This is a genomic window from Niallia sp. 03133, assembly GCF_052663225.1.
Genome location: NZ_JBQTCY010000004.1, coordinates 157,844 through 184,369, shown reverse-complemented (window position 1 = coordinate 184,369; position 26,526 = coordinate 157,844). Strand labels below are relative to the sequence as shown.

Sequence of the window (26,526 nt, the reverse complement as noted above, 5' to 3'; positions counted from 1 at the left end):
GAACGCCACTTCCTGTGGCAACGTTTGTGTGATCCACATCCTGTGGAACTCAACTAACCATCATTGGGGGATGCGGAAAAAAAACCCAATGATGGAAGTTTACTTTATAGACATTCCATACATACACATAATTTTATGAAAAAACTATAGACAGGTGGACAACATGTTTAATCATACTACTGTATTACTTAATGAAGCGGTCGATGCTTTAAATATTCGGCCAGATGGAATTTATGTTGATTGTACCCTTGGAGGTGCAGGTCATAGTGAATTGATTCTTTCTAAACTATCAGATAAAGGAAGATTAATCGCTTTTGATCAAGATGATATTGCGATTGCCAATGCAGAAAAAAGGCTGGAGGCGTCAAAAGAAAAATTAACGATTGTAAAAAGCAATTTCGTCCATTTGCAAGATGAGCTTCACAAGCTGGGCATCTTTCATGTTGATGGCATTTTGTACGATTTAGGCGTTTCTTCACCGCAATTAGATACACCAGAACGTGGTTTCAGCTACCACCACGATGCACCGCTTGATATGCGGATGGATCATGATGGAGACGTAACGGCATATGATGTAGTTAATTCTTGGAGTTATGAGCAGTTGGTGAAAATCTTTTTCCGCTACGGCGAAGAAAAATTCTCGAAACAAATTGCGAGGAAAATTGAGGCAGCAAGAAGTGTTCATCCAATTGAAACAACAGGTCAACTGGTGGAGTTGATTAAAGAGGGCATTCCAGCACCTGCAAGACGCAAAGGGGGGCATCCGGCAAAAAGAGTATTCCAGGCAATCCGCATCGCTGTAAATGATGAGCTGGGAGTATTCGAATCATCGTTGACGCAAGCAATTTCTTTGTTAAACAAAGGGGGACGGATCAGTGTCATTACTTTCCACTCTCTAGAAGATAGAATTTGCAAAGCAACGTTTAAAAAAGCCAGTGATCTGCCAAATTTACCGCCTGGCCTGCCAGTAATACCAGACGAGTTTAAGCCGGAACTAAAGCTTATTTCAAGAAAGCCGATTATTCCGTCACAACAAGAATTAGAAGAGAACAATCGAGCAAGATCCGCTAAACTGCGTATAGCAGAAAAAATATTATAGGGAATCTAGGAGGTAATAACATGAGCAATTTAGCTAGAAAGCTTCAAGAAGAAAATTATCAAAGTGAACAGCAGCAGCATACGGTTAAAAAGGTAATTAAACAGACAAACGCATTATTATCTCCTGGAGAAAAGGTGCTTGGTGTAGCTTTTGCAGCGCTTCTCTGCTTTGGTGCAGTAAAAATGGTCGGCAATCAAGCGGATATTTATCAAGTGAATAAAGATATCCAAATTGCTCAAAGCTCGATAAATAAAATGGAAAAATCAAATAAAGAATTGGATATTGAGGTAAAAGATTTAAGCAGCTATGAAAGAATTAGACAGGTAGCAGAAAAATTAGGATTGACATTTAGTAAAGACAATGTGAAGGTTGTGCAATAATGATTCGAAAACAGCCAAATATTAATCTTGGAGCAGCCATTTTGTTTTTACTATTTTGTCTGCTCTTTTTTGTTTTGATTATCCGATTTTTCTCCATTCAGGCAACAGGAGAGGTTTCTGGAGCAGTGCTTGCAGCAAAAGCAGAAAAAAAATATACTTCGGAAAAACGTCTGGAAGCAAAAAGAGGAAGCATTCTTGACCGCAAAGGTGAGGTGATTGCAGAAGATGCATCTTCGTACAAACTTGTTGCAATTACAGACAGCAGCTTAAGTGAAAATGATCCAAAGCACCCAGTTCATGTGAAAGATCCAGAAAAAACGGCAAAAGAGCTGGCCAAGTATATTGATTTAGAAGAGTCGGAGATTTTTAGAATATTAACAAAAAAGGGAGCGAAACAAGTAGAGTTTGGCAGTGCAGGAAGAGATCTTTCTTATGAAGCAAAAAAGAAAATAGAAAATTTAAACCTTCCAGGCATTGCGATTGTAGAAGGGCAAAAGCGCAATTATCCGAATGGAACGTTTGCTTCCCATGTCATCGGCTTTGTTGAAGAAAAAGAAGATGAACAAACCGGCAAGTATACTGAAACAGGAAAGCTCGGTGTAGAACAAAGCTTAAATAAATTATTGACTGGCACAGATGGCTATATGACCTATAAACGGGATATATGGGGCTATATTCTTCCTAACAGCAAAGAAGATGTAGTTCCAGCCAAAAATGGGGATAATGTGTATTTAACGTTAGATAAAAAGATTCAATCCTTTTTAGAAAATACAATGACCAAAGTAAATAAGGAATATAATCCCAAAAAAATAATCGCCATTGTTGCCAACCCGAAAACAGGGGAAATTCTAGCAATGAGCCAACGACCAACCTTTAATTCTGCTACAAGGGAAGGAATCAATCAAACCTGGCATAATGAAGCGATCGAAACATCCTTTGAGCCAGGTTCTACGATGAAGATTTTTACCCTTGCAGCAGCAGTGGAAGAAGGCGTTTTTAATCCAGATGGCAAATATAAATCCGGTTCATACAAGGTAACAGCAAATTCAATACCTATTCATGATCATAATCGAGTGGGATGGGGAACTATTACCTACTTAGAAGGCTTGCAGCGTTCTTCTAATGTTGCATTTGCAAAAATTGCCAAAGAAAAATTAGGGTTTGAAAGCTTAAGAGAGTATTTAACCAAATTCGGGTTGGATCAGCCAACAGGCATTGATTTGCCCCATGAAGCAAACAGTTCGATTGCTTTTACATGGCCGGTTGAAAAAGTAACAACCGCTTACGGACAAGGAACTGCTTTGACGCCTATTCAGCAAATCCAGGCAGTAACAGCCATTGCAAATAACGGCAAAATGGTCAAGCCTCATGTAATTGATAAAATTGTGGATAGCAACACAAATAATGTGGTGAAAAAAACAGCAACTGAAGTTGCCGGCTATCCAATTTCTGCAGCAACTGCAAAGCAAGTCCGCGATTATTTGGAAACGGTTATCACCAGCAAAAATGGAACAGGTAAAAAATATAAGATTGAGGGATATGATGTGGCAGGGAAAACTGGTACTGCATCCATTCCTAAAAGCGGCGGAGGCTATATGACTGGGGAAAGCAACTATGTCTTTTCCTTTATGGGGATGGCGCCGAAAGATGATCCAGAATTAGTGATGTATGTAGCTGTCCAGCAGCCAGAGCTGGAAACCGGTAAAGTAGGATCTGATCCTGTATCAGAAATATTTACTTCTGTGATGAAAAGCAGCCTGCAGTATATGGAAATAAAACCATCCGCTAAACCATCTGTTACTCAGTCGCTTAACGTTCCAGATGTAATAGATCTTTCCTTAAATGAGGCAGAAAAAGTATTAAGAAATCATAGCTTGCAGACAGTAGTAATTGGTAAAGGAGATACCATCACCTCCCAATTGCCACAAGCATCTGAATCGTATTTAGAAGGTGGAAAAGTGCTGTTGCAAACAGATGGAAAAGCAACCATGCCAAATATAAAAGGCTGGTCATTACGAGATGTGTTAAAAGTAACGGAATTAACGGGAGTAAAATTAAAAACAAGCGGCAGCGGATATGTAAGTTCACAAAGCATAAAAGCTGGAACCACAGTAAAAGGAAATGAAACATTAACCATTAAATTGAAAAAAATGGAGTAAGGCTGGAAACGCACTTTTAACAAGTGCGTTTTTTTACATGGTAGAAGGCGAGGAACGCATGAATATATGAGAGACTACAGGAACACTGAGAAATGAAATAAAACAGACAAAAATAATGTAAGAAATGCAAAAAAAGACTGAAATCGACCAAAAACTCAAATAGAAAAAGCTTTCAATTACTACCTTCTCCACACCCTCTCTTCCTTCACACCACTGCTAATACACTTCTTTGAAATGGCGTTCTATTCAAAGTAGTACAAGCATATATTGGAACGAGCAAGTTTTAAAGGAGGTTCTTTCTATTATGCGGGTATCAAACGTAACCGTTCGAAAACGGTTAATGATAGCATTACTATCAGGGATATTGATATTTTTTATTATTGATTTGCGATTGGCATATGTTCAGTTTTTTTTAGGAAATGAATTAACAGCAAAAGCAAAAAGCCTATGGAGCAGACAAATTCAATTTGAGCCGCAAAGGGGAGAAATCGAAGACAGAAATGGAGTGGCGCTTGCAACGAATATAAGTGCACCCACTATCTATATTGTTCCAAGGCAAATTAAAGATCCAGCTGGCGCGGCTGAAAAATTGGCAGGAGTGCTTGAAGCGGATAAAGAATCCATTTATAAGGAAATCATCAAAAAAGAAATGAGTGTACGCTTGCCGGAAGGTAGAAAAATATCTCATGAGAAAGCAAAAAAAGTAAGAGCATTGGATATAGATGGAGTATATATTGGAGAGGATTCAAAAAGGTCGTATCCTTTTGGCAATTATTTGTCCCATGTTTTAGGATTTGCAGGAATCGATAATCAAGGATTAATTGGATTGGAATTAGAATATGATGATGCATTAAAAGGAAAAAAAGGATCTGTTCAATATTATTCAGATGCAAAGGGACAACGGATGAATGATATGGCAGATGATTATGAAGCACCAAAAAATGGGTACAATTTGAAACTGACAATTGATACTAAAATACAGACCATTATGGAAAGAGAGCTGGATATCGCGGAGCAAACATATAATCCAGACTCTATTATCGCCATCGCGATGAACCCAAAAACAGGTGAAGTGCTTGGCATGTCCAACAGACCTGGTTTTGATCCTGCAGATTTTAAAAATGTTTCACCAGATATATACAACCGCAACCTTCCGATATGGAGTGCTTATGAGCCGGGATCAACCTTTAAAATTATTACTTTGGCAGCAGCATTGCAAGAAGGAAAGGTTGATTTGCATAATGACCACTTCTATGATCCAGGTTATGCAGAAGTAGGGGGAGCTAAACTAAAATGCTGGAAGCGGGGCGGACATGGATCTCAATCGTTTTTGGAAGTAGTGCAAAACTCCTGCAACCCAGGTTTTGTCAAACTCGGTGAGAGATTAGGAAAGGATAAATTGTTTCAGTATATCCGCAACTTTGGTTTTGGCGAAAAAACGGGTATTGATCTTCAAGGAGAGTCGAAAGGAATATTGTTTAATTTAGATAAAGTAGGTCCAGTGGAGCAGGCGACAACTGCATTCGGACAAGGGGTTGCTGTTACGCCGATTCAGCAGGTTGCAGCTTTATCCGCTGCAATTAATGGGGGAACACTTTATACGCCATATGTGGCAAAAGAATTAATTGACCCCGTCACAAATGAAGTGGTTATGGAGAAAAGTCCAGTTGCAAAAAGAAGGGTTATATCGGAAGAAACATCCAAAAAAGTCAGAGAAGCATTGGAAAGTGTTGTCGCCCAAGGAAGTGGGGGAAAAGCCTTTGTAGAAGGATATCGTGTCGGCGGAAAAACAGGTACGGCGCAAAAAGCTTCTGGGGGGAAATATTTAGAAAATAACTTTATTGTATCGTTTATCGGTTTTGCCCCAGCAAATGATCCTCAGCTGGTTGTGTATGTGGCAGTTGATAACCCGAAAGGTACCGTTCAATTTGGTGGAGTAGTTGCTGCGCCAATTGTCGGGAAGATTATGGGAGACAGTCTTCGGGCCATGGGAGTAAAAGAACAAAAAGGTCAGCTGGAAAAAAAATATAAATATCCGGATACTCCTTTAATAAAAGTTCCAGATTTTGTTGGAATTGATAAAAAAGAAATCAGCGAAATATTTCTTAACTTGAAAATTGATTCAAGCGGTAGTGGAGATACAGTCATCAAACAATCACCAAAACCAGGGTCCAAAGTAAAGGAAGGATCTACGATAAGAATATATTATAATGATTAAAGGGCGGCGTCTGCACCGCCTTTTTATCATATAATCAGGAATAGACAGATAAAGTGAACCTTCCATCAGTGGGGGTTTTACTGCTCGTTAAGAATGGGATAAAAAGATGACGACTTTCCAAATGGAGCGTTGATATTCGAAAAAGAAGCGGAAAAATAGCAGCCAATGATCATGCCAGACAAAAAATAATAATCAGCATAGCGAAATTTCAACATATCATGTAAAATAAATAGGCTATGAAATTTGTTTTGCTCGGGAATATGCATTCATTTTGGTATAATAGATATCATGTTTAGGCTTAACGAGTAAATACATATGGAGTTACAGAAAAGAGGAATCTAGGAAATGCAATTAAAACAACTACTAAAGAGTTTACAACCGTACACGCCTTATATAGGGGAAGACGTTGATATATTATCAATCGAAAATGATAATCGCAAAGTAAAACAAGGCAGTTTATTTATTTGTATTAAAGGGTTTACAGTAGATGGACATAATTTTGCACAAAACGCATATGAAGCTGGAGCTGTTGCTGTTATTGCAGAAAAATCGTTAAATCTTCCTATTCCTGTGATAGTGGTCAAAGATACAAAAAAAGCAAGCAGCATTTTAGCAGATGCTTTTTACAGCCATCCAACACAAAAGCTGCAGCTAATTGGCATTACAGGAACTAATGGAAAAACCACAACTAGTCATCTTGTGGAAGCAATCTTAAAAGAAGCGAAGCAGAAGACCGGCATCATTGGCACCATGTATACGAAGATAAATGACGAAATACAAGAAACAAAAAATACTACTCCAGAGCCGGTTGCGCTGCAAAAGATTTTTCATCAAATGATCGAATCCGGCGTTGAGACGGCTGTAATGGAAGTTTCCAGTCATGCACTCGTGGAAGGCAGAGTTTTTGGCTGTGATTATGATGTGGCTGTTTTTACTAATCTTTCACAAGACCATTTGGATTACCATGGTACGATGGAAGACTATAAAAGAGCAAAAGGCCTATTATTTACACGCTTAGGCAATACATTTTCGGCTGAAAAACCGAAGTATGCGATTTTAAATAATGATGATACTTGCAGCAAAGAATACAGTGAACAAACAACAGCACTGGTCCTTACATACGGGATTGACAATGATGCAGATGTTTCAGCTGAAAATATTAGCATTACTGCTTCAGGAACTAGTTTTCTTTTACATACACCAATAGGAGATTATCCTGTCTGCATCAAAATGGTTGGCAAATTCAGTGTTTATAATGCACTGGCAAGTATAGCGACAGGAATTGTCTGTGGAATCCCGATTGAGTTGATTATTACAGCGATTGAAAAAGTAGAAGGCGTCTCCGGAAGGTTTGAAACCGTGGATGCAGGACAGGATTTTTCTGTTATAGTCGATTATTCCCACACGCCTGACAGTCTGGAAAATGCATTGAAAACAGTGAAACAGTTTGCTGAAGAAAATATTTATGTGGTAGTGGGCTGTGGCGGTGACAGGGATAAAACAAAACGTCCGCTAATGGCAAAAATTGCTTGTGAAAACGCAACACATGCCATTTTTACAAGTGATAACCCAAGAAGTGAAGACCCTATTCAAATCTTGAATGATATGGAAGCAGGAGTCATAGGAGAAAGCTATAAGGTGATAGAAGACCGAAAAAAAGCCATCTTTTATGCGGTGAATAAGGCAAAAGCAAAAGATGTTCTATTAATTGCTGGGAAAGGGCATGAGACCTATCAGCAGATTGGCGCAGACGTTTTTGATTTTGATGACCGTCTTATAGCAAAAGAAGCGATTGAGGAGCGAAAAAATGGAACTGTCCTATAAGCATATCGCACAAGCCATTCCCGATGCAAAGGGATATGGAGATGACCATATAGTATTTCAAACAGTTTCGTTTTATGCCGATGTAAAGCAGCCGAAAGGGCTGTTTGTGCCGTTATTTGGCAGCGTATCTAAGGAACTGAAAGAAGCCATTGCAAATGGTGCAATTGGGGCAATTTGGGAAAAAGGAACGAATATTCCTTCATATACTCCAAATCATTTCCCAATATTTTATACAAATGATTTAAAGAAAGGCTTAAAAAAAATGATCGAAATTTACGAAAAGCAACGAATGGAACAAAGCAACCAAACAAAATTTATCTATCAAAAAGAAACAAGTCTGAATAAAGATATGGCAACATATGATATAGCTGTACTAGCAGAATTTTTACATTCCTATACAGCAAAAGATCAGAAAGGAGGGGAATAAAATGCTGGAGCAAGTTATCTTTTTCACGATTTTATTGAGTTTTTTAATCACGGTATTAATTTCTCCCATTATTATTCCTTTCTTAAGAAGATTAAAATTCGGACAAAGCATAAGAGAAGAAGGGCCAAAATCACATCAAAAAAAATCGGGAACACCGACAATGGGAGGTGTCATGATTCTTTTATCAGTTGTGGTAACAACATTGGTTATGACAAGCAAGTTTTCGGAGCCGACAATCAAAACGTATTTATTGCTGTTTGTTATGCTTGGTTTTGGTTTGCTGGGATTTTTAGACGATTTTATTAAGGTGGTAATGAAACGAAATTTAGGCTTAACTTCGAAACAAAAATTATTAGGTCAAATTATTGTTTCGGTTGTTGTCTATTTTGTTCTAAAGCAAACTGATTTTTCAACAGCGGTTCATATTCCATTTGTGGATAAAAGCTTCGATTTAGGATGGTTTTATGTTCTGTTTATTATTTTCTGGCTCGTAGGCTTTTCTAATGCTGTTAATTTAACAGACGGTTTGGATGGATTAGTGTCTGGAACTGCTGCTATTAGCTTTGGGGCGTTTGCTGTTTTAGCATGGAGCCAGTCTCAATATGAAATTAGCATATTTGCAGTAGCAATTGTTGGAGGAGTGCTTGGATTTTTAGTATTTAATGCACATCCGGCAAAAGTATTTATGGGAGACACTGGTTCACTTGCACTTGGAGGTGCTATTGCTGCTATAGCTATTCTAACTAAATTGGAAATTATCCTTATTCTTATAGGCGGAGTATTCGTTATTGAAACGCTCTCTGTTATCCTGCAGGTTATTTCGTTTAAATCAACAGGCAGAAGAATATTTAGAATGAGTCCATTGCATCATCACTATGAGCTGGTAGGCTGGTCGGAATGGCGTGTGGTCGTTACATTCTGGAGTGTTGGGCTGTTATTTGCAGTATTAGGAATTTATATCGAGGTGTGGTTGTAAATGAAACAAATAAAAGATTATTATCACAAAAAGATTTTAGTGCTTGGGTTAGCAAAAAGTGGTGTAAGTGCAGCAGCATTGCTGCATAAATTAGGGGCCTTTGTTACTGTTAACGACAGTAAGCCGCTAGATGAAAATCCGGAGGCGCAAGGATTGCTGGAACAGGGGATTACCGTTATCTGCGGAAGCCATCCAATTGAGTTATTAGAAGAAGGATTCCAGTTGATCGTGAAAAATCCAGGGATTCCATACTTTAATCCAATGATTAAAGGTGCGATGGAAAAAGGGATTCCCGTTATAACAGAAGTGGAGCTTGCATATCGTATTTCGGAAGCTCCATTCCTTGCTATTACAGGTTCCAACGGAAAAACGACTACGACTACTCTTTTATTTGATATGCTCAAAGCAGACCATAAAAAACCGCTGATTGCCGGAAATATTGGAATGGTTGCATCGAGTGTCGCTCAAGAAGCTGACAAAGACAATCAAATGGTGATTGAGCTTTCATCCTTTCAGCTAATGGGAATTGATCAATTTAAACCGAAGATTGCCATTATCACTAATATTTATGATGCTCATCTCGACTACCATGGAACACGGGAGGAATATGCCAAAGCAAAAGGCAATATTACAACAAACCAAGATGCAAATGACTTTTTAATTGTAAATGTAGAGCAAGAGGAAGTGATGAACATCGCCCGCAGCAGCAAAGCGGCGGTTATTCCTTTTTCTGCTGTACGACCATTAACGTTTGGTGCGTATGTGAAAGACGGCGGAATTTATTTTCATGATGAAAAAATAATGGATGTAAATGATATCGCCTTGCCTGGAGCGCATAATTTGGAAAATATATTATCTTCTGTTGCCGCAGCTAAATTAACAGGTGTCAGCAATGAAAGTATCTTTACAGTATTGAACACCTTTAAAGGTGTAAAACACCGCCTGCAATATATTGATGAAATTAACGGACGCAGATTTTATAATGATAGCAAAGCAACGAATATATTAGCGACTAAAAATGCACTTGCGGCTTTTGATGCACCAGTTATTCTCCTTGCAGGCGGATTGGACCGCGGCAATGAATTTGACGAACTGCTTCCTTCGCTTAAAAGTGTAAAAGCAATGATTACATTTGGCCAAACAGCTGAAAAGATGGAGAATTTAGGAAGACAGGCTGGAATAAAAAGCATTCAACGTGTCGATAATGTGGAAAAAGCCGTACCTGCTGCTTTTAGTTTTTCAGAAAGCGGGGATGTCATTCTTCTTTCACCAGCATGTGCCAGTTGGGATCAATATAAAACTTTTGAAGTCAGAGGAGACATTTTTATCAATGCGGTGCATAAGCTTAAATAAGGGCTTGTCATGCTGATAGATCGTTGTTTTTGGAATAGAGTGTAAATGGCCATACAACACGAAAACGAACTTGCTATTCTACTTTTTACATTTTAGACGAAAATAAAAGTTCTTGAGTCTTTTGCAAGCCCAAATACTTGCAACTCGAGGTGTGGTAGAAGTGCCGACAAAAAAAGCGACTCCAGATATCATTTTAATCATCCTTACTTTTACACTGCTCGCTATCGGATTAATTATGGTGTACAGTGCAAGTGCTGTATGGGCGGAGTATAAATTTGATGATTCCTTTTTCTTCGCTAAAAGGCAAATCCTTTTTGCAGGAGTTGGAATTGTTGCCATGTTCTTTATTATGAATATTGATTATTGGACTTGGAGAACATGGTCGAAAATGATTGTAATTATTTGTTTTGTATTATTAGTGCTTGTATTGATACCGGGAATTGGAAATATAAGAAACGGTTCACGAAGCTGGATAGGGGTAGGGGCATTTTCCATTCAGCCGTCCGAGTTTATGAAAATGGCAATGATTGCTTTTTTAGCGAAATTTTTATCGGAAAATCAAAAAAAAATTACTTCCTTTAAAAAAGGACTCCTTCCAGCATTGGGAATTGTTTTTTTAGCATTTGGCATGATTATGCTGCAGCCAGATTTAGGAACTGGAACGGTGATGGTTGGGACAAGTGTTGTGATGATTTTTATCGCTGGAGCCCGAATACGACATTTTGTTTTTCTTGGTTTAATTGGATTAGGTGGGTTTGTTGGTTTAGTTGCTTCTGCACCTTACCGCATGAAAAGAATCACTTCTTTTCTTGATCCATGGTCAGATCCATTAGGAAGTGGATTTCAAATTATTCAATCGTTATATGCCATAGGGCCAGGGGGATTATTTGGATTAGGACTAGGAGAAAGCAGACAAAAGTTTTTCTATTTGCCTGAACCTCAAACAGATTTTATTTTTGCCATTCTTTCAGAAGAGCTCGGATTTATTGGCGGTTCACTCATTTTGCTTCTTTTTGCCTTGTTATTATGGCGGGGTATAAGAATTGCTTTGGGCGCACAAGATTTATTTGGAAGTTTTCTAGCGGTTGGCATTATTGCAATGGTTGCCATTCAAGTAATGATCAATATTGGCGTTGTTACTGGATTAATGCCGGTTACTGGAATTACTCTGCCTTTTTTAAGCTATGGAGGATCTTCCTTAACATTAATGCTTGTTGCCATTGGAGTATTATTAAATGTCAGCAGATATTCTCGATATTAAGAGCCAGCTCCCCATCGGAGCTTCTTTTTTTTGAAAAAATAAACCCCCGCTTCAAGATGCTGAGAAATCGAGGAAGCTAGGTGGGGATAACTGCCTGTAAAGATCCGAGGGAGGTACACAAACTAAAGTCGCCGCTTCCTGTGGCAACGTTTGTATGATCCACATTCTGTGGACCTCAAGCCTTCCATCAGTGGGGATGAACAAAACCCCCACTGATGGAAGGTTTACTTTATTATACTGGATAGGTTGTTCATATGACATTTTTTACGATTGTCACAGAATGAAAAAGCGAACCCGTATATGAACATAGAATCAATACCTTTTAAATAACGCTTATTCTTTAGATAAAACCGTTTTAATTAGATGGAGTATGTATTACAATTTGTTTTCATTTCTGTTGTTTTATACGAAAAGGTTTAAAATATAGTACAATGAGGTACGTCTATTAGGGGCATTGAGCATTTTAATAGGTATAGTAAATTACATATGCGTTATTTCATTTGCTTTAGAAGCGTTTATTTTTTTGATTGTAAACGGACAGTTTGTTTCCAACTGAAGGGAATTTTTCCTTTTCCGTATTCGTTTTTATGATATAATGAAAATTTAAAAAGAGCTTGCTATAGCTGTTTATATCGAAATAGAGAAGGATTTCAGGCAAAAGAACAGAACACTATAGTGAGAGGAATCTTTGAAAAATGCTATTTTTGCCAAGTTTAAATGAAAATAGGCTTGCGGGCAATATAGCTTTTTATTTGATGAGGTGAATATTTGTGGAAAAAGGAAAGATTGTTTCCATAGAAGATCGAATTCCAAAGTTAAAACAACAGCGTCGGAAAAAAGCAAATCGCCGACTCATTTTATTGCTTTTGATTTTTTTTCTGTTAATAATATGTATTATTTATTTCCAATCACCCTTAAGTCATGTGAGAAATATTGAAATAACTGGGAATAGATTAACAAAACAAGAAGCAATAACAAAGTTAAGTGGAATAACCGAAAATACAAATATGTGGAAAATAAACAAAAAGAAAGTGGAAGAAAGCATCAATAAATCTCCGGATATAAAATCGACAAAAGTAGCGACAGTATTCCCTAATACAGTAAGAATTTCCGTGACAGAATACAAAAGAGTTGCTTATTTATTAAAAGGGATTAAATATGTGCCGATCATTGAATCAGGAAAAATGCTGGCGGATAGAAGCATGGAGGAAACACCTTCTGATGCCCCGATAATTGTTGGTTTTAAGGAAGATAAGGTTTTAAAAGTAATGGTGAATGAATTAGAAAAACTTCCGAAAGATGTTTATAATAGTATATCTGAAATACAATATACACCAAAAGATACAGATTCCTATCATGTGAACTTGTTCATGAATGATGGCTTTGAAGTTGCCGCTTCCTTACATACATTTTCGGAAAAGATGGAGCATTATCCTTCTATTATTAGTCAATTAAATCCAAAAAAGAAAGGGGTCATTGATTTAGAAGTAGGCTCGTATTTTAAAGAATATAAAAAAGAAGGGGAAAAAGAAGATTGAAAAAGAAAGTGAAAGGAAGCCATGTCATCTTTTCCTTTGTTTTTCTTATTTTAGGATTCATTGTTTCCTTTGCGTATCAACTTGCAGAAGAAAAAAAGGAGAAGCCAGAAATAACGGACAGCCAGTTTAAAAAAGACTTAGCATTGCGCAATGAGCTAATCAAACAAGAAGAAACCAATAATAAATTGCAGCATGAATTAAAAAATGTACAATATCAATTGCTTGACTTTGAAAAAGAAATGTCGAGTGAAACGAAAACCTTTTCAGATTTAGCCGAAGATGCAGAAAATTATCGGATGTATTTAGGAAAGGTCCCGGTTAAAGGGGAGGGTGTTGTTATTACGCTTGAAGATGGAGATTACAACCCCAAAGATGAAAATGTCAATCATTATCTTGTTCATGAACATCATGTATTTCAAGTGGTAAATGAACTGTATATCTCTGGAGCGGCTGCAGTTAGCATAAATGGACAGCGATTAACACATCGTTCTTATATTCTCTGTAATGGTCCGGTCATTGAAATTGATGGATACCAGCATCCTGCCCCATTTGTAATTTCAGCAATAGGGGACAGTGAGGTGCTGGTAGGTGCAATAAATATCCATGGGGGAGTAAAGGATATTTTGGTAAATGAAAATATTAAATTCACTGTGGAGAAAAAAGAAGAAATAGCAATGGAGCCTTCCATTGGAAATTAAATAAATTCGTTTTCTTTAAATTTTAAGAAAAAAGGAAATGCTTAGAAGTTTACCTGTGATATTATATAAATTATTTAAATAGAAGGATGAAAGTATGGTAAAGTGTGGATAAAAAATTTGTCATGATGACAATGATAACCTTAATTATTGGATTTATGATTGCTGTTCTATTTCAAACTGTGAAAAAGCCAGAGGTACGAGATACAAGAGACAGCTGGCAATTAAGAGAAGATATGTTAAAGGAAAAAGAAGTGAAGTTTAAGCTGCTCAATGAGATTCGTTCAACAAATGAAAAACTGGATCAATATAAAAATGACGAGACAAGAAGCAAAGAGCAGGCATTAAAAGAAACAATAGCAGAATTAAAAGAGGAAATGGGGCTTGCTGAATATAGTGGGCCGGGAATTGTCATTTCGATAGAACCTGTTAATGAAGAGCTGCTACTAGGAGAAGAACCTGGTAAAGTTACTGCAGATCTATTAAAAAGGCTCATAAATGAGCTAAATATGTATGGAGCAAAAGAACTTGCGATAAATGGGCATCGCTATATAAATACAACCGCAATCAGGGAAGTAAATAATGTGACAAAAATAGATGGATATCCATTGAAAGATCTTCCGATAGAAGTTAAGGTGATTACGGAAAGCAAGAAAAGCGCAGAGAAATTATTCAATCGAATGAAGGTGTCAAAATCTGCAGATGAATTTTTTATTTATAATCTCCTATTAAATATAAAAAAACCAGCAGAAAAAATGACTGTGCCAGCATATGAAAATACAGTTACCATTCGATATATGGATCCAGCAGCAGATAAAGAAGGGGGCGATTCTTAATGTGGCTGCCTGTTTTTGGCTTGGCTATTGGCATCGTCCTTGGATTATTAACAGATATAACGATACCGGAAGAATATGAAAACTATTTATCCATAGCTGTTCTTGCAGCACTTGATACATTGTTTGGAGGAATTCGCGCCCACTTGCAGAATATTTACGATGAAAAAGTATTTGTATCTGGATTCTTTTTTAATATTTTATTAGCAGCAAGTTTAGCTTTTCTCGGTGTACATCTTGGTGTAGACTTATATTTAGCAGCTATTTTTGCTTTTGGTGTTCGTTTATTTCAGAACATCGCAGTGATTAGAAGAATTATTTTAACAAAATGGGAAAGCAAACGTGAAAAAGTGCAAAAAAAATAGTTGATAAAAAAGGGAATGCATTAGTTTTGGCGAATAATTAAATAAAAATAAATTAAAGTTGTTTCGGGGGACAAGCATTCTTGATGATTAGTAAGATCTCCAAAACAATATAACTATTCGTTAAATATATATTTGTTGTTCACTTATATTTAAAATGCAAAAGGAGGTGCCCGAGAATGAACAGCAATGAATTTTATGTTAGCCTAGACATCGGTACATCCAGCGTAAAAGTAATCATTGGCGAAATGATGAACGAATCTTTAAACATTATTGGAGTAGGCATCGTTCCTTCTGAAGGTTTGAAAAAGGGTTCTATTGTGGATATAGATGAAACAGTTCATTCCATTCGAAAAGCAATTGAACAAGCGGAAAGAATGGTCGGTGTATCAATTAATCAAGTGATTGTTGGCGTTTCGGGAAATCATGTTAGTCTGCAGCCATCCCATGGGGTTGTTGCAGTGTCAAGTGAAAATCGTGAAATTACAATTGAGGATGTAATCAGGGTAAAGGAAGCAGCACAAGTTGTCTCCATTCCGCCGGAAAGAGAAATAATTGATATCATTCCAACACAGTTTATTGTTGATGGATTAGATGAAATCACTGATCCAAGAGGAATGATAGGCGTCCGTTTGGAAATGGAAGGAACTATCGTCACTGGAAGTAAAACTATTTTACATAACACCTTAAGATGTGTAGAAAAAGCGGGACTTGAAATTGTTGATATTTGTTTGCAGCCATTAGCAGCTGGTTCATTTGCTTTATCTAAGGATGAAAAAAACCTGGGAGTTGCTCTCTTGGATATTGGTGGAGGTTCAACAACCATTGCTGTATTTGAGAACGGCTTCTTGAAAACTACCAGCGTACTTCCTATCGGAGGAGACCATATAACAAAAGATATTTCCATCGGTCTTCGTACAACAACAGAAGATGCCGAGAAAATAAAAATAAAATATGGCTATGCTTTTTATGATCATGCATCTGAAGAAGAAGTATTCAGTGTTCCAATGATTGGCAGCGATCAACATCAACAATTTAATCAACTGGAGATTTCTGATATCATAGAAGCTAGAATAGAAGAGTTGTTTGAATTAATTGTTGATGAATTAAAGAGATTACGAGTATATGACTTGCCTGGTGGTTTTGTATTAACAGGCGGTGTCGCTAATACAAAAGGAATATTGGAATTAGCGCAGGATATGTACCAAAATCGAGTTAGAATTGCCATTCCTGATTATATTGGAGTAAGAGAGCCACAATATACTACTGCTGTTGGTTTAATTAAATTCTCCTATAAAAATAACAAACTTCAAGGTGGTAATATTCATCAGGCAGTGCCAGTAGCTGCAGCTGAAAGCAAAGAGAAAAGAAGCCAAAAGCAGGTGCCGCAAAAACCTATATATGAAAAACAGGCATCAGAAAAAGGGCCGTCTAAATTTAAAAAGTTTATGGGATATTTTTTCGATTGAGAAAATGAAAATGGTAATAGGAATATGATTGAATGGAATATTTAACTCCATATCACCAAAGATGTTGACAGTTCGATACTGCTGAATATCGACGAATTAGGAGGATTTGTCATGTTAGAATTTGATACAAATATAGATTCTTTAGCTACGATAAAGGTCATAGGTGTTGGCGGCGGCGGAAACAATGCTGTTAATAGAATGATTGAACATGGTGTTCAAGGTGTAGAGTTTATTGCAGTAAATACAGATGCACAAGCATTGAATTTATCTAAAGCGGAAGTAAGAATGCAAATTGGCGGGAAATTAACAAGAGGGTTGGGAGCTGGTGCCAACCCAGAGGTTGGAAAGAAGGCTGCTGAAGAGAGCAAAGAACAAATTGAAGAGGCGCTTAAAGGCTCTGATATGGTGTTTGTTACTGCTGGGATGGGCGGTGGAACAGGAACTGGTGCAGCGCCGGTTATTGCTCAAATTGCTCGTGATCTAGGTGCATTAACAGTTGGCGTTGTAACAAGACCGTTTACATTTGAAGGAAGAAAACGTTCTACACAGGCTGCTGGAGGAATTTCGGCAATGAAAGAAGCGGTTGATACTTTAATTGTTATTCCAAATGACCGCCTGTTGGAAATTGTAGACAAAAGCACGCCGATGCTTGAAGCTTTTAGAGAAGCAGATAACGTATTGCGTCAAGGTGTACAAGGCATCTCTGATTTAATTGCTACACCTGGATTGATCAACTTGGACTTTGCTGATGTGAAAACGATTATGGCAAATAAAGGTTCTGCATTAATGGGAATAGGTGTTGCAGCAGGTGAAAATCGTGCTTCTGAAGCAGCGAAAAAGGCTATCTCGTCTCCATTGCTGGAAAAATCTATTGATGGAGCACAAGGTGTATTAATGAATATCACCGGTGGTACAAATTTAAGCTTATATGAGGTGCAGGAGGCGGCAGATATTGTCGCATCTGCATCTGACCAAGAAGTAAATATGATTTTTGGTTCTGTCATTAATGAAGAATTAAAAGACGAAATTGTGGTAACAGTAATAGCTACTGGCTTTAATACTGAAGTACCAATCTCGCCTTCTCCAAGACCTTCATTTGGCGGGGTAAAACCTAATAATACTCCAGCAAATTCAAGGGAAGTAAAAAGGGAAGAACAGCAACAACCAACTACGAAGGAAACGACGAGAAGGGATTCAGTACCGCAAGGTGAAGAGACCCTTGATATACCTACTTTCCTTCGCAATAGAAATCGTCGCAGGTAAAAGACCCTCATTAAGCAGTGGTTAATAAAGTGAATAATAACTAATTTAAAACCTAGGAGTGGGACAGCTTCTAGGTTTTTTTTTCTATTCATTGAAATGAATAGACATATAGTCATTCTCCATTTGGTTTTCCTGAAGGTTTCCTGAGAATGTCGAATCTTTCTAAGGATATTGTTTGAAAAATAAACGACGAGTATTTAATATATCCTGGGAAATAAGAGAGTGAATATTATTCTTTTTACTAAAAAACTGACAATTGAAGAATAGAATAAGAAATTTTCTTATACCGATAAATAATGACAAAATCTGTTCCGAATAGAGAAAACTTCTGTTTTTTTGATTACAGAAAGTGACACACTTTCATAGACAATGTACGTTATACTTTTTCGTAACAGATTAATAGAGTAAGAAAGGATGTATAACAATTTTTGCTGAATATTTTATCCCACTCTTAACGGGCAGTAAAACCCCCACCACAAGATGCTGAGAAATCGAGGAAGCTAGGTGGGGGATAACTGCCCGTAAAGATCCGATAGAGGTACACAAACTAAGGTCGCTACTTCCTGTGGAAACGTTTGTGTGGTACACATCCTGTGGACCTCAAGCCTTCCATCAGTGGGGGATGAACAAAACCCCCCACTGATGGAAGGTTCACTTTATGAAAAAGGGTGCAGAACTGCTCCAACTTACATGGAAACAAGCTTGAATTTATGCTTCGTACTTTGTTTTTCATCTTACTAAGAATAGTATTGCTTCGCTCGCACCATCTTTATAAGGTTTTGAGTTTTGTCCTGAGAGGAGGCTAGAATGTTTGGCCATTTATTTAGATGTAATTTGGCTTTTGAATTTATTATTTGACAGTCTGCTACTCTACTTAACTGCAATTGTATTAAAAAGAAACGCTCGAATTTGGAGAATTATTTTAGGTGGTTTTATAGGAAGTCTGATTATTTTGTGTGCTGTTACCCCTCTCAGAGATTACACCAGTCATCCTGTTTCTAAATTATTATTTTCGATCGTGATGATATTAATTGCTTTTGGATATAAAAAATTCCGATATTTTATTAGTGGTCTTTTGACTTTTTATTTTGCTACTTTCTTAATTGGAGGCACATTGATAGGAGTTCATTATTTTATTCAATTTGATTTTCAGTTAACCTATTCCGTTTTAAATGCAAGTGTAAAAGGATTTGGAGATCCGATCAGCTGGCTGTTTGTTTTGCTTGGCTTTCCACTTGCATGGCATTTCTCCAAAAAGAATGTAGAGGGCATAGAAATGACCAAAATAAAATATGACCAAATAGTAGAAGTTGGTTTTCGGCTTGCGAATCAACAATTTTCACTAAGGGGGCTAGTAGATAGTGGAAATCAAGTCTATGATCCTATCACGCGAGTACCGGTGATGTTTGTATCGTTAAACAGCTTAAATTCAGAGATTCCAAAGGATTTAATTGTTTTTACGGAGAATGCGGATGCTGTTATTTATGGGGAAAAATCGGTCTCAGAAGAATGGGAATCGAAAATGCGTATTATTCCGTACAAAGTGGTCGGCAAGGAGCATCAATTAATTATTGCAATTAAGCCAGATGATCTTTTTATTACCATTGATCATGAAATAATCGCAGTTGAAAAAGGGCTAATTTCATTCACCAAGCAGCAATTATCATCCGATGATTCTTTTGATTGCATTGTGCATCCGAAAATGCTGACAGGCAAAAAGATGATAAATAATGAAAAGGTCAGTTAATACACTATACTCTTAATATTCATCATTTAGAAGGAGGACAATTATGAAAAAATTAAAGCTTCGCCTCACCTATTACTGGTATAAATTGTTGATCAAATTAGGGATTAAATCAGATGAAGTATTTTATATTGGCGGAAGCGAAGCATTGCCACCTCCGTTAAGCAAAGAGGAAGAAGAAGAATTATTATTAAAGCTTCCAAAAGGAGATCCAGCGGCGCGTTCAATGCTAATCGAAAGAAATTTGCGATTGGTTGTTTATATAGCAAGAAAATTTGAAAATACGGGCATCAATATTGAAGATCTAATCAGCATTGGCACAATTGGTTTAATTAAAGCAGTCAATACATTTAATCCAGAAAAAAAAATAAAATTGGCTACATATGCTTCAAGATGTATTGAAAACGAAATACTTATGTACTTAAGAAGAAATAATAAAATCCGATCTGAAGTTTCCTTTGATGAACCTTTAAATATTGATTGGGATGGAAATGAATTGTTGTTATCGGATGTCATGGGAACGGAAGATGATATTATTACAAAAGATTTAGATGCAAGTGTCGATAAAAAGCTATTGATAAAAGCGCTTCATCAACTATCTAAAAGAGAAAAACAAATTATGGAGCTGCGCTTTGGGTTAGGAACAGGCGAGGAAAAAACACAAAAAGATGTAGCAGATATGCTTGGGATTTCTCAATCCTATATCTCCCGTTTGGAAAAAAGAATCATAAAAAGATTAAAAAAAGAATTTAATAAAATGGTGTAAAAAAGATTCAAAAAAAGGAATTTTGAGCATATCCATACATTTGGATTCGATAAATGCTTGTGAAGCAGATAAGCAAACGGATCAAAAAACAATCGATTTTTTTTTCAAATTTTTTAAATGGCTTTAAAAAATATTTTTGCAGAAAAACCTTGTTGAATAAGTAAGCAACAAGGTTTTTTTTCTGATTCGAAAAAAATGCAAAATTCGTTCATGCATATTTTTCCTTCTCAAGGAGATACTGTTTTTTGAACAGCAGCTCCTATGAGGAGGGAAATAGATTGACTCGAAATAAAGTAGAAATTTGCGGTGTTGATACATCAAAGCTTCCAGTATTAAAAAATGAAGAAATGAGACAGCTCTTCAAGCAAATGCATCAGGGAGATATAACCGCTAGAGAAAGTCTAGTGAATGGAAATCTTCGCCTTGTTTTAAGTGTTATTCAGCGATTTAATAATAGGGGCGAATTTGTCGATGACTTGTTTCAAGTTGGTTGTATTGGTCTAATGAAATCTATTGATAATTTTGATTTAAGTCAAAACGTAAAGTTTTCCACCTATGCTGTCCCGATGATCATTGGGGAAATACGACGTTACTTGAGAGATAATAATCCAATTAGAGTATCAAGATCTCTAAGGGATATTGCCTACAAAGCACTGCAAGTAAGGGAGCGTTTGATGAGCAAAACATCCAAAGAACCGACAGCTGAGGAAATAGCAAAGGAGTTGGATATCCCGCATGAGGATATTGTATTTGCCTTAGATGCTATCCAAGATCCGGTTTCCCTTTTTGAACCGATCTATAATGATGGTGGAGATCCAATTTTTGTGATGGATCAGTTAAGTGATGAAAAAAACAAGGATATTCAATGGGTAGAAGAATTAGCGTTAAAAGAAGGTATGAGAAGACTAAATGATCGTGAAAAGCTCATATTGCGAAAGCGGTTTTTTCAGGGTAAAACGCAGATGGAAGTGGCAGATGAAATTGGTATATCACAAGCTCAAGTTTCACGATTAGAAAAAGCTGCTATCAAACAAATGAATAAAAATATACAAAGTTGAATTATTCATAATGTAAAATATATTTATCCCACTCTTAACGGGCAGTACCCCACCTCGGGGATGCCGAGAAATCGAGGAAGCTAGGTGGGGATAACTGCCCGTAAAGGTCCGATAAGTGCAACTAACCATCAATGGGGGATGAAGAAAACCCCCACTGATGGAAGGTTCACTTTATTGTATTTAGGCCAATGGAAAGCAACTGTCAGCCTAAATACATTTACATATGAAATAGGAGAGTCCAATAAATAATTCTTTGTCTACAATCTAAGGCTGCCGAATACTGGCAGTCTTTTTGCGTGTTATTTAAGGCTGATTTCTAAAAGCTTGATTCCTTTTATTAAGATGGAAAACCTTTTAGAATGACTGAGCAGCATGAATAAACGTAGACTCTCAGCAAGGATTAACCGAGACAGGCGAGATGCGAGAAGAAAGCAGGAGTGAAACGACGAAGCGGCTCTAGGCTCGCCATGCGGAAAGCGCAGTGTTTCCAGGCTGTGGGTTATATAATAACAATCTATATGAAAAGAGCCTATTAAATAATTTTATGGTCATTGATTGGTACTAATTTTTATCTCAACCATCATATAATGTCTATAAGTGATGTACGTTTAATCTGCGATATAAAGGGCGGGAGTGAAGCATGATGAAAATATCCGATTTTCAGATTAAAGACGTTGTGAATGTTGCCAACGGAAAAAAATTAGGCAATATAGGTGATATTGACATAAATTTACAGACTGGAAAAATCGAATCCATTATTATCGGAGGACCGGGAAAAGTTCTTGGTTTTTTTGGACGAGAAGCAGATATTGTCATTCCATGGAGTAATATATTAAAAATAGGGGAAGACGTTATTTTGGTGCGATATCATAATCACTTGGCATTGGCCGAAGACGAAGTATAACAAATCATGATTTTTTGTGACCAAATTATATGGACTATGGTACACTATAAAAAAACAATGAGGTAATAAAAATGGATCCTTTTACTTTAAAAGAAGAAGCATTTTTTATGATTGATGATTGGTGTAGGCTATTTCCCAATCTAATAGCTGGATTCTCTACTAAAAATGGAGGGAAAAGCAAAGAAGACTGGGAAAGTTTAAACCTTGCCTTTCATGTAAATGATGCAAATGATACGGTAAGTGCCAATCGTAAAATATTAGCTGAAAAATTGAAATTTCCATTGGAAAAATGGGTTGGAGCAGAACAGACTCATAAAACAAAGATTAAAGTAATAACAAAGGAACATACAGGCAGGGGATCTGCTGATTATGAAAGTGCTTTTTCGGATACAGATGGATTTTTTACTAGTGAAAAAGGCATTTTATTGACATTATGCTATGCTGATTGTGTTCCGTTGTATTTTTTTCATCCTAAATCGGGTGCAATTGGCGCTGCGCATGCCGGATGGAAGGGCACCGTACTGGGCATTGCCAAAGAAATGATTGACGTTTTTGCTGCACATCATATAAAAGCGGATGAAGTATTAATGGTTATAGGTCCATCTATTTCTCAAGCGAATTATGTTGTGGATGACCGAGTGATAGTAGAAGTGGATAAATTGGTGCAGGCAACCGAAGAGAAACCGTATTATTCCGTGTCTCCGAATCAATATGCATTAAATTTGCAGCAGCTTAACAAGTATATTGCTGTAAAAGCGGGTATAGAAGAAAAGAATATACAAATAACTAATTATTGCACCAGCCATCATCAGGACTATTTTTTTTCCCATCGCCGGGATAATGGGAAAACAGGAAGAATGATGAGTTTTATTGGATGGAGAGAGGATGTTATTGTTTAAATGTTGGTGAAAGATAATTTTGAAAAAATCGAAAAAAATATAGAAGAAGCATGTGTGAAAGTAAATCGTCCAAAGAATGATATTACCTTAATTGCAGTGACAAAATATGTTACAATAGAGAGAGCACAAGAAGCATTAGAAGCAGGTGTGAGGCATTTAGGAGAGAATAGGGAAGATGGCCTCCTAGCTAAATTTGAAATATTAAAGGACAAGCCTGTATGGCATTTTATCGGCTCATTGCAAACGAGAAAAGTAAAAAGTATTATAGATTATGTTGATTACATCCATTCCCTTGATCGTTTAAGCTTAGCAAAAGAGATACATAAACGTGCTGATAGAACAATAAAATGTCTTGTGCAGGTGAACACTTCACAAGAAGAAACGAAACATGGATTGGCACCTGAAGAAACAATCAATTTTATAAAAAATCTAGCCGAGTATACAAATATACAAATCGTTGGATTAATGACGATGGCGCCATTTACAGATGATGAAGCACAACTGCGCAGCTGTTTTCAAACATTAAAGCGGCTGCAAACTGAAATTCAAGCAATGCATTTAGATTACGCGCCATGTATAGAGCTTTCTATGGGAATGTCGAATGATTACTCGATTGCTATCGAAGAAGGAGCAACCATGATAAGAATTGGAACTGCTTTAGTAGGAAACGAGAAATAGGAGGCTGAAAAAAATGAGTTTAAAGTCAAAAATAAAAACATTCTTTTTTTTAGAAGATGAGTATGATGAGGAACAAGAAAGGTATGAGGAAGAAGCAGAACCTGTAAAAAATTATAATCAGAATCAATATCAACAGCAGCAGCATGCTTCCCACCAGCAACAGCAGTCGTCGCAGCAGAAGCAAAACGTGGTTAGTCTGCAAAGTGTACAAAAATCATCGAAAGTATTTTTAGTAGAGCCTCGTGTTTATGCAGAGGCGCAGGATATTGCAGATCAGCTGAAAAATAGACGTGCTGTTGTAGTCAACCTGCAGCGCATTGAAAAAGATCAAGGAAAAAGAATAGTGGATTTTCTTAGTGGAACCGTATATGCAATTGGCGGAGACATCCAAAAAATTGGAACCGATATCTTTTTATGTACGCCTGATAATGTAGAGGTTTCAGGGAATATTTCCCAAATTCTGCAAGAAACTGAATTTGAAAATACGAGGTGGTAGCACTTAATGGACATATTATTTAGTATTATTATAAAATTAATCACATATTATTCTTATGCATTAGTTATTTTTATTTTAATGTCTTGGATTCCAAATGCAAGAGATACTGCATTCGGAGGCATTTTAGCACGTATTTGCGAACCGTATTTAGAGCAATTTAGAAGGTTTATACCGCCGATCGGCATGATTGATATTTCTCCAATTGTGGCTCTTTTTGTTTTACAATTAGCAAGAAGTGGTGTAATTCAATTATACAGTTGGCTTATTTAATAACTGTGGAAAAAGGCTAGTTGCTGCTGGCCTTTTTTTATTGGAAAAAAGAGGGGGGTTAGCAAATGACGATTTATCAGCATTTTCGACCAGAAGAAAAGGACTTTATCGACCAAGTGCATGCATGGAGAAATGATGTCGAAAATACGTATGCACCAAAGTTGACTGATTTTTTGGATCCAAGAGAACAAAAAATTGTGAGTATGATTATCGGACAAAACATGCCGATTAAATTTGGTTTTTCTGGGGGCGCAGAAGAAGCAGAGCGAAAAAGAGCAATAATTTATCCGGATTATTTTGAAGTGGAACAGGATGATTTTCAGCTTGCTTTATTGGAAATTGATTATTCTAGAAAATTTATTACGATAGAGCATCCACAAGTACTTGGCAGTGTCATGTCAATGGGATTAGCCAGAGGTAAATTTGGTGATATTTTAATCAAAGAGGGCAGAATTCAGCTGATTGTTTGTGAAGAGATGAAAGATTATGTACGTCTGCAATTAGACTCTATAGGCAAAGCAAAAGTACAGTTGAAAGAGGAAGATTGGGATAATGTCCTGCAAACGGAAGAAAATTGGACGGAAACAAGTACAACCTTATCATCTTTGAGGTTGGATGCTGTTATAGCAGGCATTTATAATATCTCAAGGCAAAAGGCGCAATTATTTATTACCCAAGGGTTAACGAAGGTGAATTTTTCTCCTGTGGAGCAAGTGGCTTTTATTTGCGAAGAAGGAGACGTACTCTCTGTTAGAGGACAAGGCAGATCCATTCTAAAAGTAATAGAAGGCAAAACAAAAAAAGATAAATGGAGAGTCGTGATTGGCAAGATTAAATAACCGTATTGATAATTTTCAGGCACTGGCAGGAAAGTTGACAAGCTTCTCTCGCTTTTTAGACTGACCGAAAACATTTACTGTACTTTCCAAAAAGAGTAGTTTCTTTCCACTCTAACTATGTTACAATATTTTCATCGGTAATTATTTTGTCTCTCTTCCTCTTTTTTTGCCGTATTTTCTAAAAAAAATGAAGGAATTACATTAATCCTGTCGAATTGAAGTAAGATGATACATAAGACATAATGAAAAGAAATTGAAGCTTGGGAGGTGGCATTATGCCATTAACACCGTTAGATATTCACAATAAGGAATTCAGTAAAGGTTTTCGTGGATATGATGAAGATGAAGTAAATGAATTTTTGGATCAAGTAATCAAGGATTATGAAAACATTATTCGTGAGAAGAAGGCGATGGAAGAAAGACTAAGCGAATTAACCGATCGAATTGGTCATTATAATAATATAGAAGAAACATTAAATAAATCCATTGTTGTGGCCCAAGAAGCTGCAGAAGAAGTAAAACGCAATGCGCAAAAAGAAGCGAAATTAATCATTAAAGAAGCGGAAAAAAATGCTGACCGCATTATTAATGAATCGCTGTCAAAGGCTCGCAAAATTGCACTGGAAATAGAAGAACTGAAAAAACAGTCCAAAGTTTTCCGCACTCGTTTTAAAATGCTGATTGAAGCTCAATTAGATATGTTAAATAATGACGATTGGGATCATCTGTTAGAATATGAGTTGGATGCATCTGAGTTAAATTCATCAAATTAACGATCAAATCTTGACGAACGGTGTTATTTTAGCCTATAATTTTGTAACAATAGTATATTCATGTTTGCGTGGACAGGGACAGTACAATGACGAAAAAACTTATATATAAGCGAGTCAGGGTTGGTGAGAGCCTGATATAAGTCGAAATTGGAAAATCACCCTTGAGTACCTTTTTTGAAAATACAAGTAGGAAAAGGCGGTTCATTACCGATATAAAATGCTCAAAGTGGATGGAATATCGT

The 26,526-nt window shown here is 36.8% G+C and carries 26 protein-coding genes and 1 other annotated feature (1 of these 27 running past the window's edge); all 26 genes read left to right on the top strand.

Annotated features, from left to right (window positions below):
- The first annotated feature begins 163 nt into the window (after nt 1-163).
- The 26 genes from rsmH (at nt 164) to ACTYBU_RS07175 (ending at nt 26,284) form a co-directional block, all read left to right on the top strand.
- Complete coding sequence (gene rsmH / locus ACTYBU_RS07300) at nt 164-1,099, top strand: 16S rRNA (cytosine(1402)-N(4))-methyltransferase RsmH (protein ID WP_445488426.1); 936 nt, start codon at nt 164-166, stop codon at nt 1,097-1,099.
- Between the two features lie 20 nt (nt 1,100-1,119).
- Nucleotides 1,120-1,479 (top strand): cell division protein FtsL, encoded by a 360-nt coding sequence (gene ftsL / locus ACTYBU_RS07295; RefSeq protein WP_445488424.1) that lies wholly within the window; start codon nt 1,120-1,122, stop codon nt 1,477-1,479.
- Nucleotides 1,479-3,638, top strand: a complete 2,160-nt coding sequence (locus ACTYBU_RS07290) for a penicillin-binding protein (RefSeq protein WP_445488422.1) — start codon at nt 1,479-1,481, stop codon at nt 3,636-3,638. The genes ftsL and ACTYBU_RS07290 overlap by 1 nt, the downstream gene beginning before the upstream one ends.
- A gap of 304 nt (nt 3,639-3,942) precedes the next feature.
- Complete coding sequence (locus ACTYBU_RS07285) at nt 3,943-5,856, top strand: stage V sporulation protein D (RefSeq protein WP_445488420.1); 1,914 nt, start codon at nt 3,943-3,945, stop codon at nt 5,854-5,856.
- Between the two features lie 345 nt (nt 5,857-6,201).
- Nucleotides 6,202-7,680, top strand: coding sequence for a UDP-N-acetylmuramoyl-L-alanyl-D-glutamate--2,6-diaminopimelate ligase (locus ACTYBU_RS07280; protein WP_445488418.1), 1,479 nt, complete (start codon nt 6,202-6,204; stop codon nt 7,678-7,680).
- Nucleotides 7,664-8,107 (top strand): hypothetical protein, encoded by a 444-nt coding sequence (locus ACTYBU_RS07275; protein ID WP_445488416.1) that lies wholly within the window; start codon nt 7,664-7,666, stop codon nt 8,105-8,107. Before ACTYBU_RS07280 ends, ACTYBU_RS07275 begins: the two co-directional genes overlap by 17 nt.
- Nucleotide 8,108: 1 nt before the next feature.
- Complete coding sequence (gene mraY / locus ACTYBU_RS07270) at nt 8,109-9,083, top strand: phospho-N-acetylmuramoyl-pentapeptide-transferase (protein WP_445488414.1); 975 nt, start codon at nt 8,109-8,111, stop codon at nt 9,081-9,083.
- The gene (gene murD / locus ACTYBU_RS07265; RefSeq protein WP_445488412.1) at nt 9,084-10,436 is read left to right on the top strand and encodes a UDP-N-acetylmuramoyl-L-alanine--D-glutamate ligase; all 1,353 of its coding nucleotides are present in this window, start codon (nt 9,084-9,086) and stop codon (nt 10,434-10,436) included. It abuts the gene before it with no gap.
- 160 nt (nt 10,437-10,596) lie between these two features.
- Entirely contained in the window at nt 10,597-11,697 is a 1,101-nt protein-coding gene (spoVE, locus tag ACTYBU_RS07260) for a stage V sporulation protein E (RefSeq protein WP_445488781.1), read from the top strand.
- Between the two features lie 770 nt (nt 11,698-12,467).
- Entirely contained in the window at nt 12,468-13,235 is a 768-nt protein-coding gene (locus ACTYBU_RS07255) for a cell division protein FtsQ/DivIB (RefSeq protein WP_445488410.1), read from the top strand.
- Nucleotides 13,232-13,933 carry a DUF881 domain-containing protein gene (locus ACTYBU_RS07250; protein ID WP_445488408.1) on the top strand — a complete coding sequence of 234 codons (702 nt, stop codon included), beginning with the start codon at nt 13,232-13,234 and terminating at the stop codon, nt 13,931-13,933. The genes ACTYBU_RS07255 and ACTYBU_RS07250 overlap by 4 nt, the downstream gene beginning before the upstream one ends.
- Before the next feature lie 122 nt (nt 13,934-14,055).
- Nucleotides 14,056-14,766 (top strand): DUF881 domain-containing protein, encoded by a 711-nt coding sequence (locus ACTYBU_RS07245; protein ID WP_445488406.1) that lies wholly within the window; start codon nt 14,056-14,058, stop codon nt 14,764-14,766.
- Nucleotides 14,766-15,128 carry a small basic family protein gene (locus tag ACTYBU_RS07240; RefSeq protein WP_445488404.1) on the top strand — a complete coding sequence of 121 codons (363 nt, stop codon included), beginning with the start codon at nt 14,766-14,768 and terminating at the stop codon, nt 15,126-15,128. The genes ACTYBU_RS07245 and ACTYBU_RS07240 overlap by 1 nt, the downstream gene beginning before the upstream one ends.
- 176 nt (nt 15,129-15,304) lie before the next feature.
- Nucleotides 15,305-16,594, top strand: coding sequence for a cell division protein FtsA (gene ftsA / locus ACTYBU_RS07235; RefSeq protein ID WP_445488402.1), 1,290 nt, complete (start codon nt 15,305-15,307; stop codon nt 16,592-16,594).
- 111 nt (nt 16,595-16,705) lie between these two features.
- Entirely contained in the window at nt 16,706-17,857 is a 1,152-nt protein-coding gene (gene ftsZ, locus ACTYBU_RS07230) for a cell division protein FtsZ (protein WP_445488400.1), read from the top strand.
- 811 nt (nt 17,858-18,668) lie between these two features.
- Nucleotides 18,669-19,604, top strand: a complete 936-nt coding sequence (gene spoIIGA, locus ACTYBU_RS07225; protein ID WP_445488399.1) for a sigma-E processing peptidase SpoIIGA — start codon at nt 18,669-18,671, stop codon at nt 19,602-19,604.
- A gap of 43 nt (nt 19,605-19,647) precedes the next feature.
- Complete coding sequence (gene sigE, locus ACTYBU_RS07220) at nt 19,648-20,367, top strand: RNA polymerase sporulation sigma factor SigE (RefSeq protein ID WP_445488397.1); 720 nt, start codon at nt 19,648-19,650, stop codon at nt 20,365-20,367.
- Between the two features lie 278 nt (nt 20,368-20,645).
- Entirely contained in the window at nt 20,646-21,425 is a 780-nt protein-coding gene (gene sigG / locus ACTYBU_RS07215; RefSeq protein ID WP_445488396.1) for an RNA polymerase sporulation sigma factor SigG, read from the top strand.
- An 84-nt stretch (nt 21,426-21,509) separates the two neighbouring features.
- Nucleotides 21,510-21,674, top strand: coding sequence for a hypothetical protein (locus ACTYBU_RS07210; RefSeq protein WP_445488394.1), 165 nt, complete (start codon nt 21,510-21,512; stop codon nt 21,672-21,674).
- A 391-nt stretch (nt 21,675-22,065) separates the two neighbouring features.
- On the top strand, nt 22,066-22,329 hold the full coding sequence (locus ACTYBU_RS07205) for a YlmC/YmxH family sporulation protein (RefSeq protein ID WP_445488392.1): 264 nt from the start codon (nt 22,066-22,068) through the stop codon (nt 22,327-22,329).
- Between the two features lie 71 nt (nt 22,330-22,400).
- Complete coding sequence (pgeF, locus tag ACTYBU_RS07200; protein ID WP_445488391.1) at nt 22,401-23,228, top strand: peptidoglycan editing factor PgeF; 828 nt, start codon at nt 22,401-22,403, stop codon at nt 23,226-23,228.
- A complete protein-coding gene (locus ACTYBU_RS07195; protein WP_445488390.1) occupies nt 23,229-23,906 on the top strand; it encodes a YggS family pyridoxal phosphate-dependent enzyme in 678 nt (225 codons plus the stop codon).
- Nucleotides 23,907-23,919: 13 nt separating this feature from the next.
- Entirely contained in the window at nt 23,920-24,402 is a 483-nt protein-coding gene (locus tag ACTYBU_RS07190; protein ID WP_445488388.1) for a cell division protein SepF, read from the top strand.
- A gap of 6 nt (nt 24,403-24,408) precedes the next feature.
- Nucleotides 24,409-24,672, top strand: a complete 264-nt coding sequence (locus ACTYBU_RS07185) for a YggT family protein (protein ID WP_445488387.1) — start codon at nt 24,409-24,411, stop codon at nt 24,670-24,672.
- 65 nt (nt 24,673-24,737) lie between these two features.
- Nucleotides 24,738-25,511, top strand: a complete 774-nt coding sequence (locus tag ACTYBU_RS07180; RefSeq protein ID WP_445488385.1) for a YlmH family RNA-binding protein — start codon at nt 24,738-24,740, stop codon at nt 25,509-25,511.
- A 275-nt stretch (nt 25,512-25,786) separates the two neighbouring features.
- Entirely contained in the window at nt 25,787-26,284 is a 498-nt protein-coding gene (locus ACTYBU_RS07175) for a DivIVA domain-containing protein (RefSeq protein ID WP_445488383.1), read from the top strand.
- A gap of 60 nt (nt 26,285-26,344) precedes the next feature.
- Nucleotides 26,345-26,526, top strand: a binding site (T-box leader) (it continues 52 nt past the right edge of the window).

Coding starts and splice junctions, on each gene's coding strand:
- ftsL (WP_445488424.1), top strand. CDS start 1,120: ATGAGCAATTTAGCTAGAAAGCTTCAAGAAGAAAATTATCAAAGTGAA.
- ftsZ (WP_445488400.1), top strand. CDS start 16,706: ATGTTAGAATTTGATACAAATATAGATTCTTTAGCTACGATAAAGGTC.
- ACTYBU_RS07240 (WP_445488404.1), top strand. CDS start 14,766: ATGTGGCTGCCTGTTTTTGGCTTGGCTATTGGCATCGTCCTTGGATTA.
- ACTYBU_RS07275 (WP_445488416.1), top strand. CDS start 7,664: ATGGAACTGTCCTATAAGCATATCGCACAAGCCATTCCCGATGCAAAG.
- murD (WP_445488412.1), top strand. CDS start 9,084: ATGAAACAAATAAAAGATTATTATCACAAAAAGATTTTAGTGCTTGGG.
- ACTYBU_RS07190 (WP_445488388.1), top strand. CDS start 23,920: ATGAGTTTAAAGTCAAAAATAAAAACATTCTTTTTTTTAGAAGATGAG.
- ACTYBU_RS07280 (WP_445488418.1), top strand. CDS start 6,202: ATGCAATTAAAACAACTACTAAAGAGTTTACAACCGTACACGCCTTAT.
- ACTYBU_RS07285 (WP_445488420.1), top strand. CDS start 3,943: ATGCGGGTATCAAACGTAACCGTTCGAAAACGGTTAATGATAGCATTA.
- ftsA (WP_445488402.1), top strand. CDS start 15,305: ATGAACAGCAATGAATTTTATGTTAGCCTAGACATCGGTACATCCAGC.
- ACTYBU_RS07195 (WP_445488390.1), top strand. CDS start 23,229: ATGTTGGTGAAAGATAATTTTGAAAAAATCGAAAAAAATATAGAAGAA.
- ACTYBU_RS07245 (WP_445488406.1), top strand. CDS start 14,056: ATGATGACAATGATAACCTTAATTATTGGATTTATGATTGCTGTTCTA.
- ACTYBU_RS07185 (WP_445488387.1), top strand. CDS start 24,409: ATGGACATATTATTTAGTATTATTATAAAATTAATCACATATTATTCT.
- pgeF (WP_445488391.1), top strand. CDS start 22,401: ATGGATCCTTTTACTTTAAAAGAAGAAGCATTTTTTATGATTGATGAT.
- ACTYBU_RS07290 (WP_445488422.1), top strand. CDS start 1,479: ATGATTCGAAAACAGCCAAATATTAATCTTGGAGCAGCCATTTTGTTT.
- ACTYBU_RS07175 (WP_445488383.1), top strand. CDS start 25,787: ATGCCATTAACACCGTTAGATATTCACAATAAGGAATTCAGTAAAGGT.
- ACTYBU_RS07180 (WP_445488385.1), top strand. CDS start 24,738: ATGACGATTTATCAGCATTTTCGACCAGAAGAAAAGGACTTTATCGAC.
- rsmH (WP_445488426.1), top strand. CDS start 164: ATGTTTAATCATACTACTGTATTACTTAATGAAGCGGTCGATGCTTTA.
- ACTYBU_RS07205 (WP_445488392.1), top strand. CDS start 22,066: ATGATGAAAATATCCGATTTTCAGATTAAAGACGTTGTGAATGTTGCC.
- mraY (WP_445488414.1), top strand. CDS start 8,109: ATGCTGGAGCAAGTTATCTTTTTCACGATTTTATTGAGTTTTTTAATC.
- sigE (WP_445488397.1), top strand. CDS start 19,648: ATGAAAAAATTAAAGCTTCGCCTCACCTATTACTGGTATAAATTGTTG.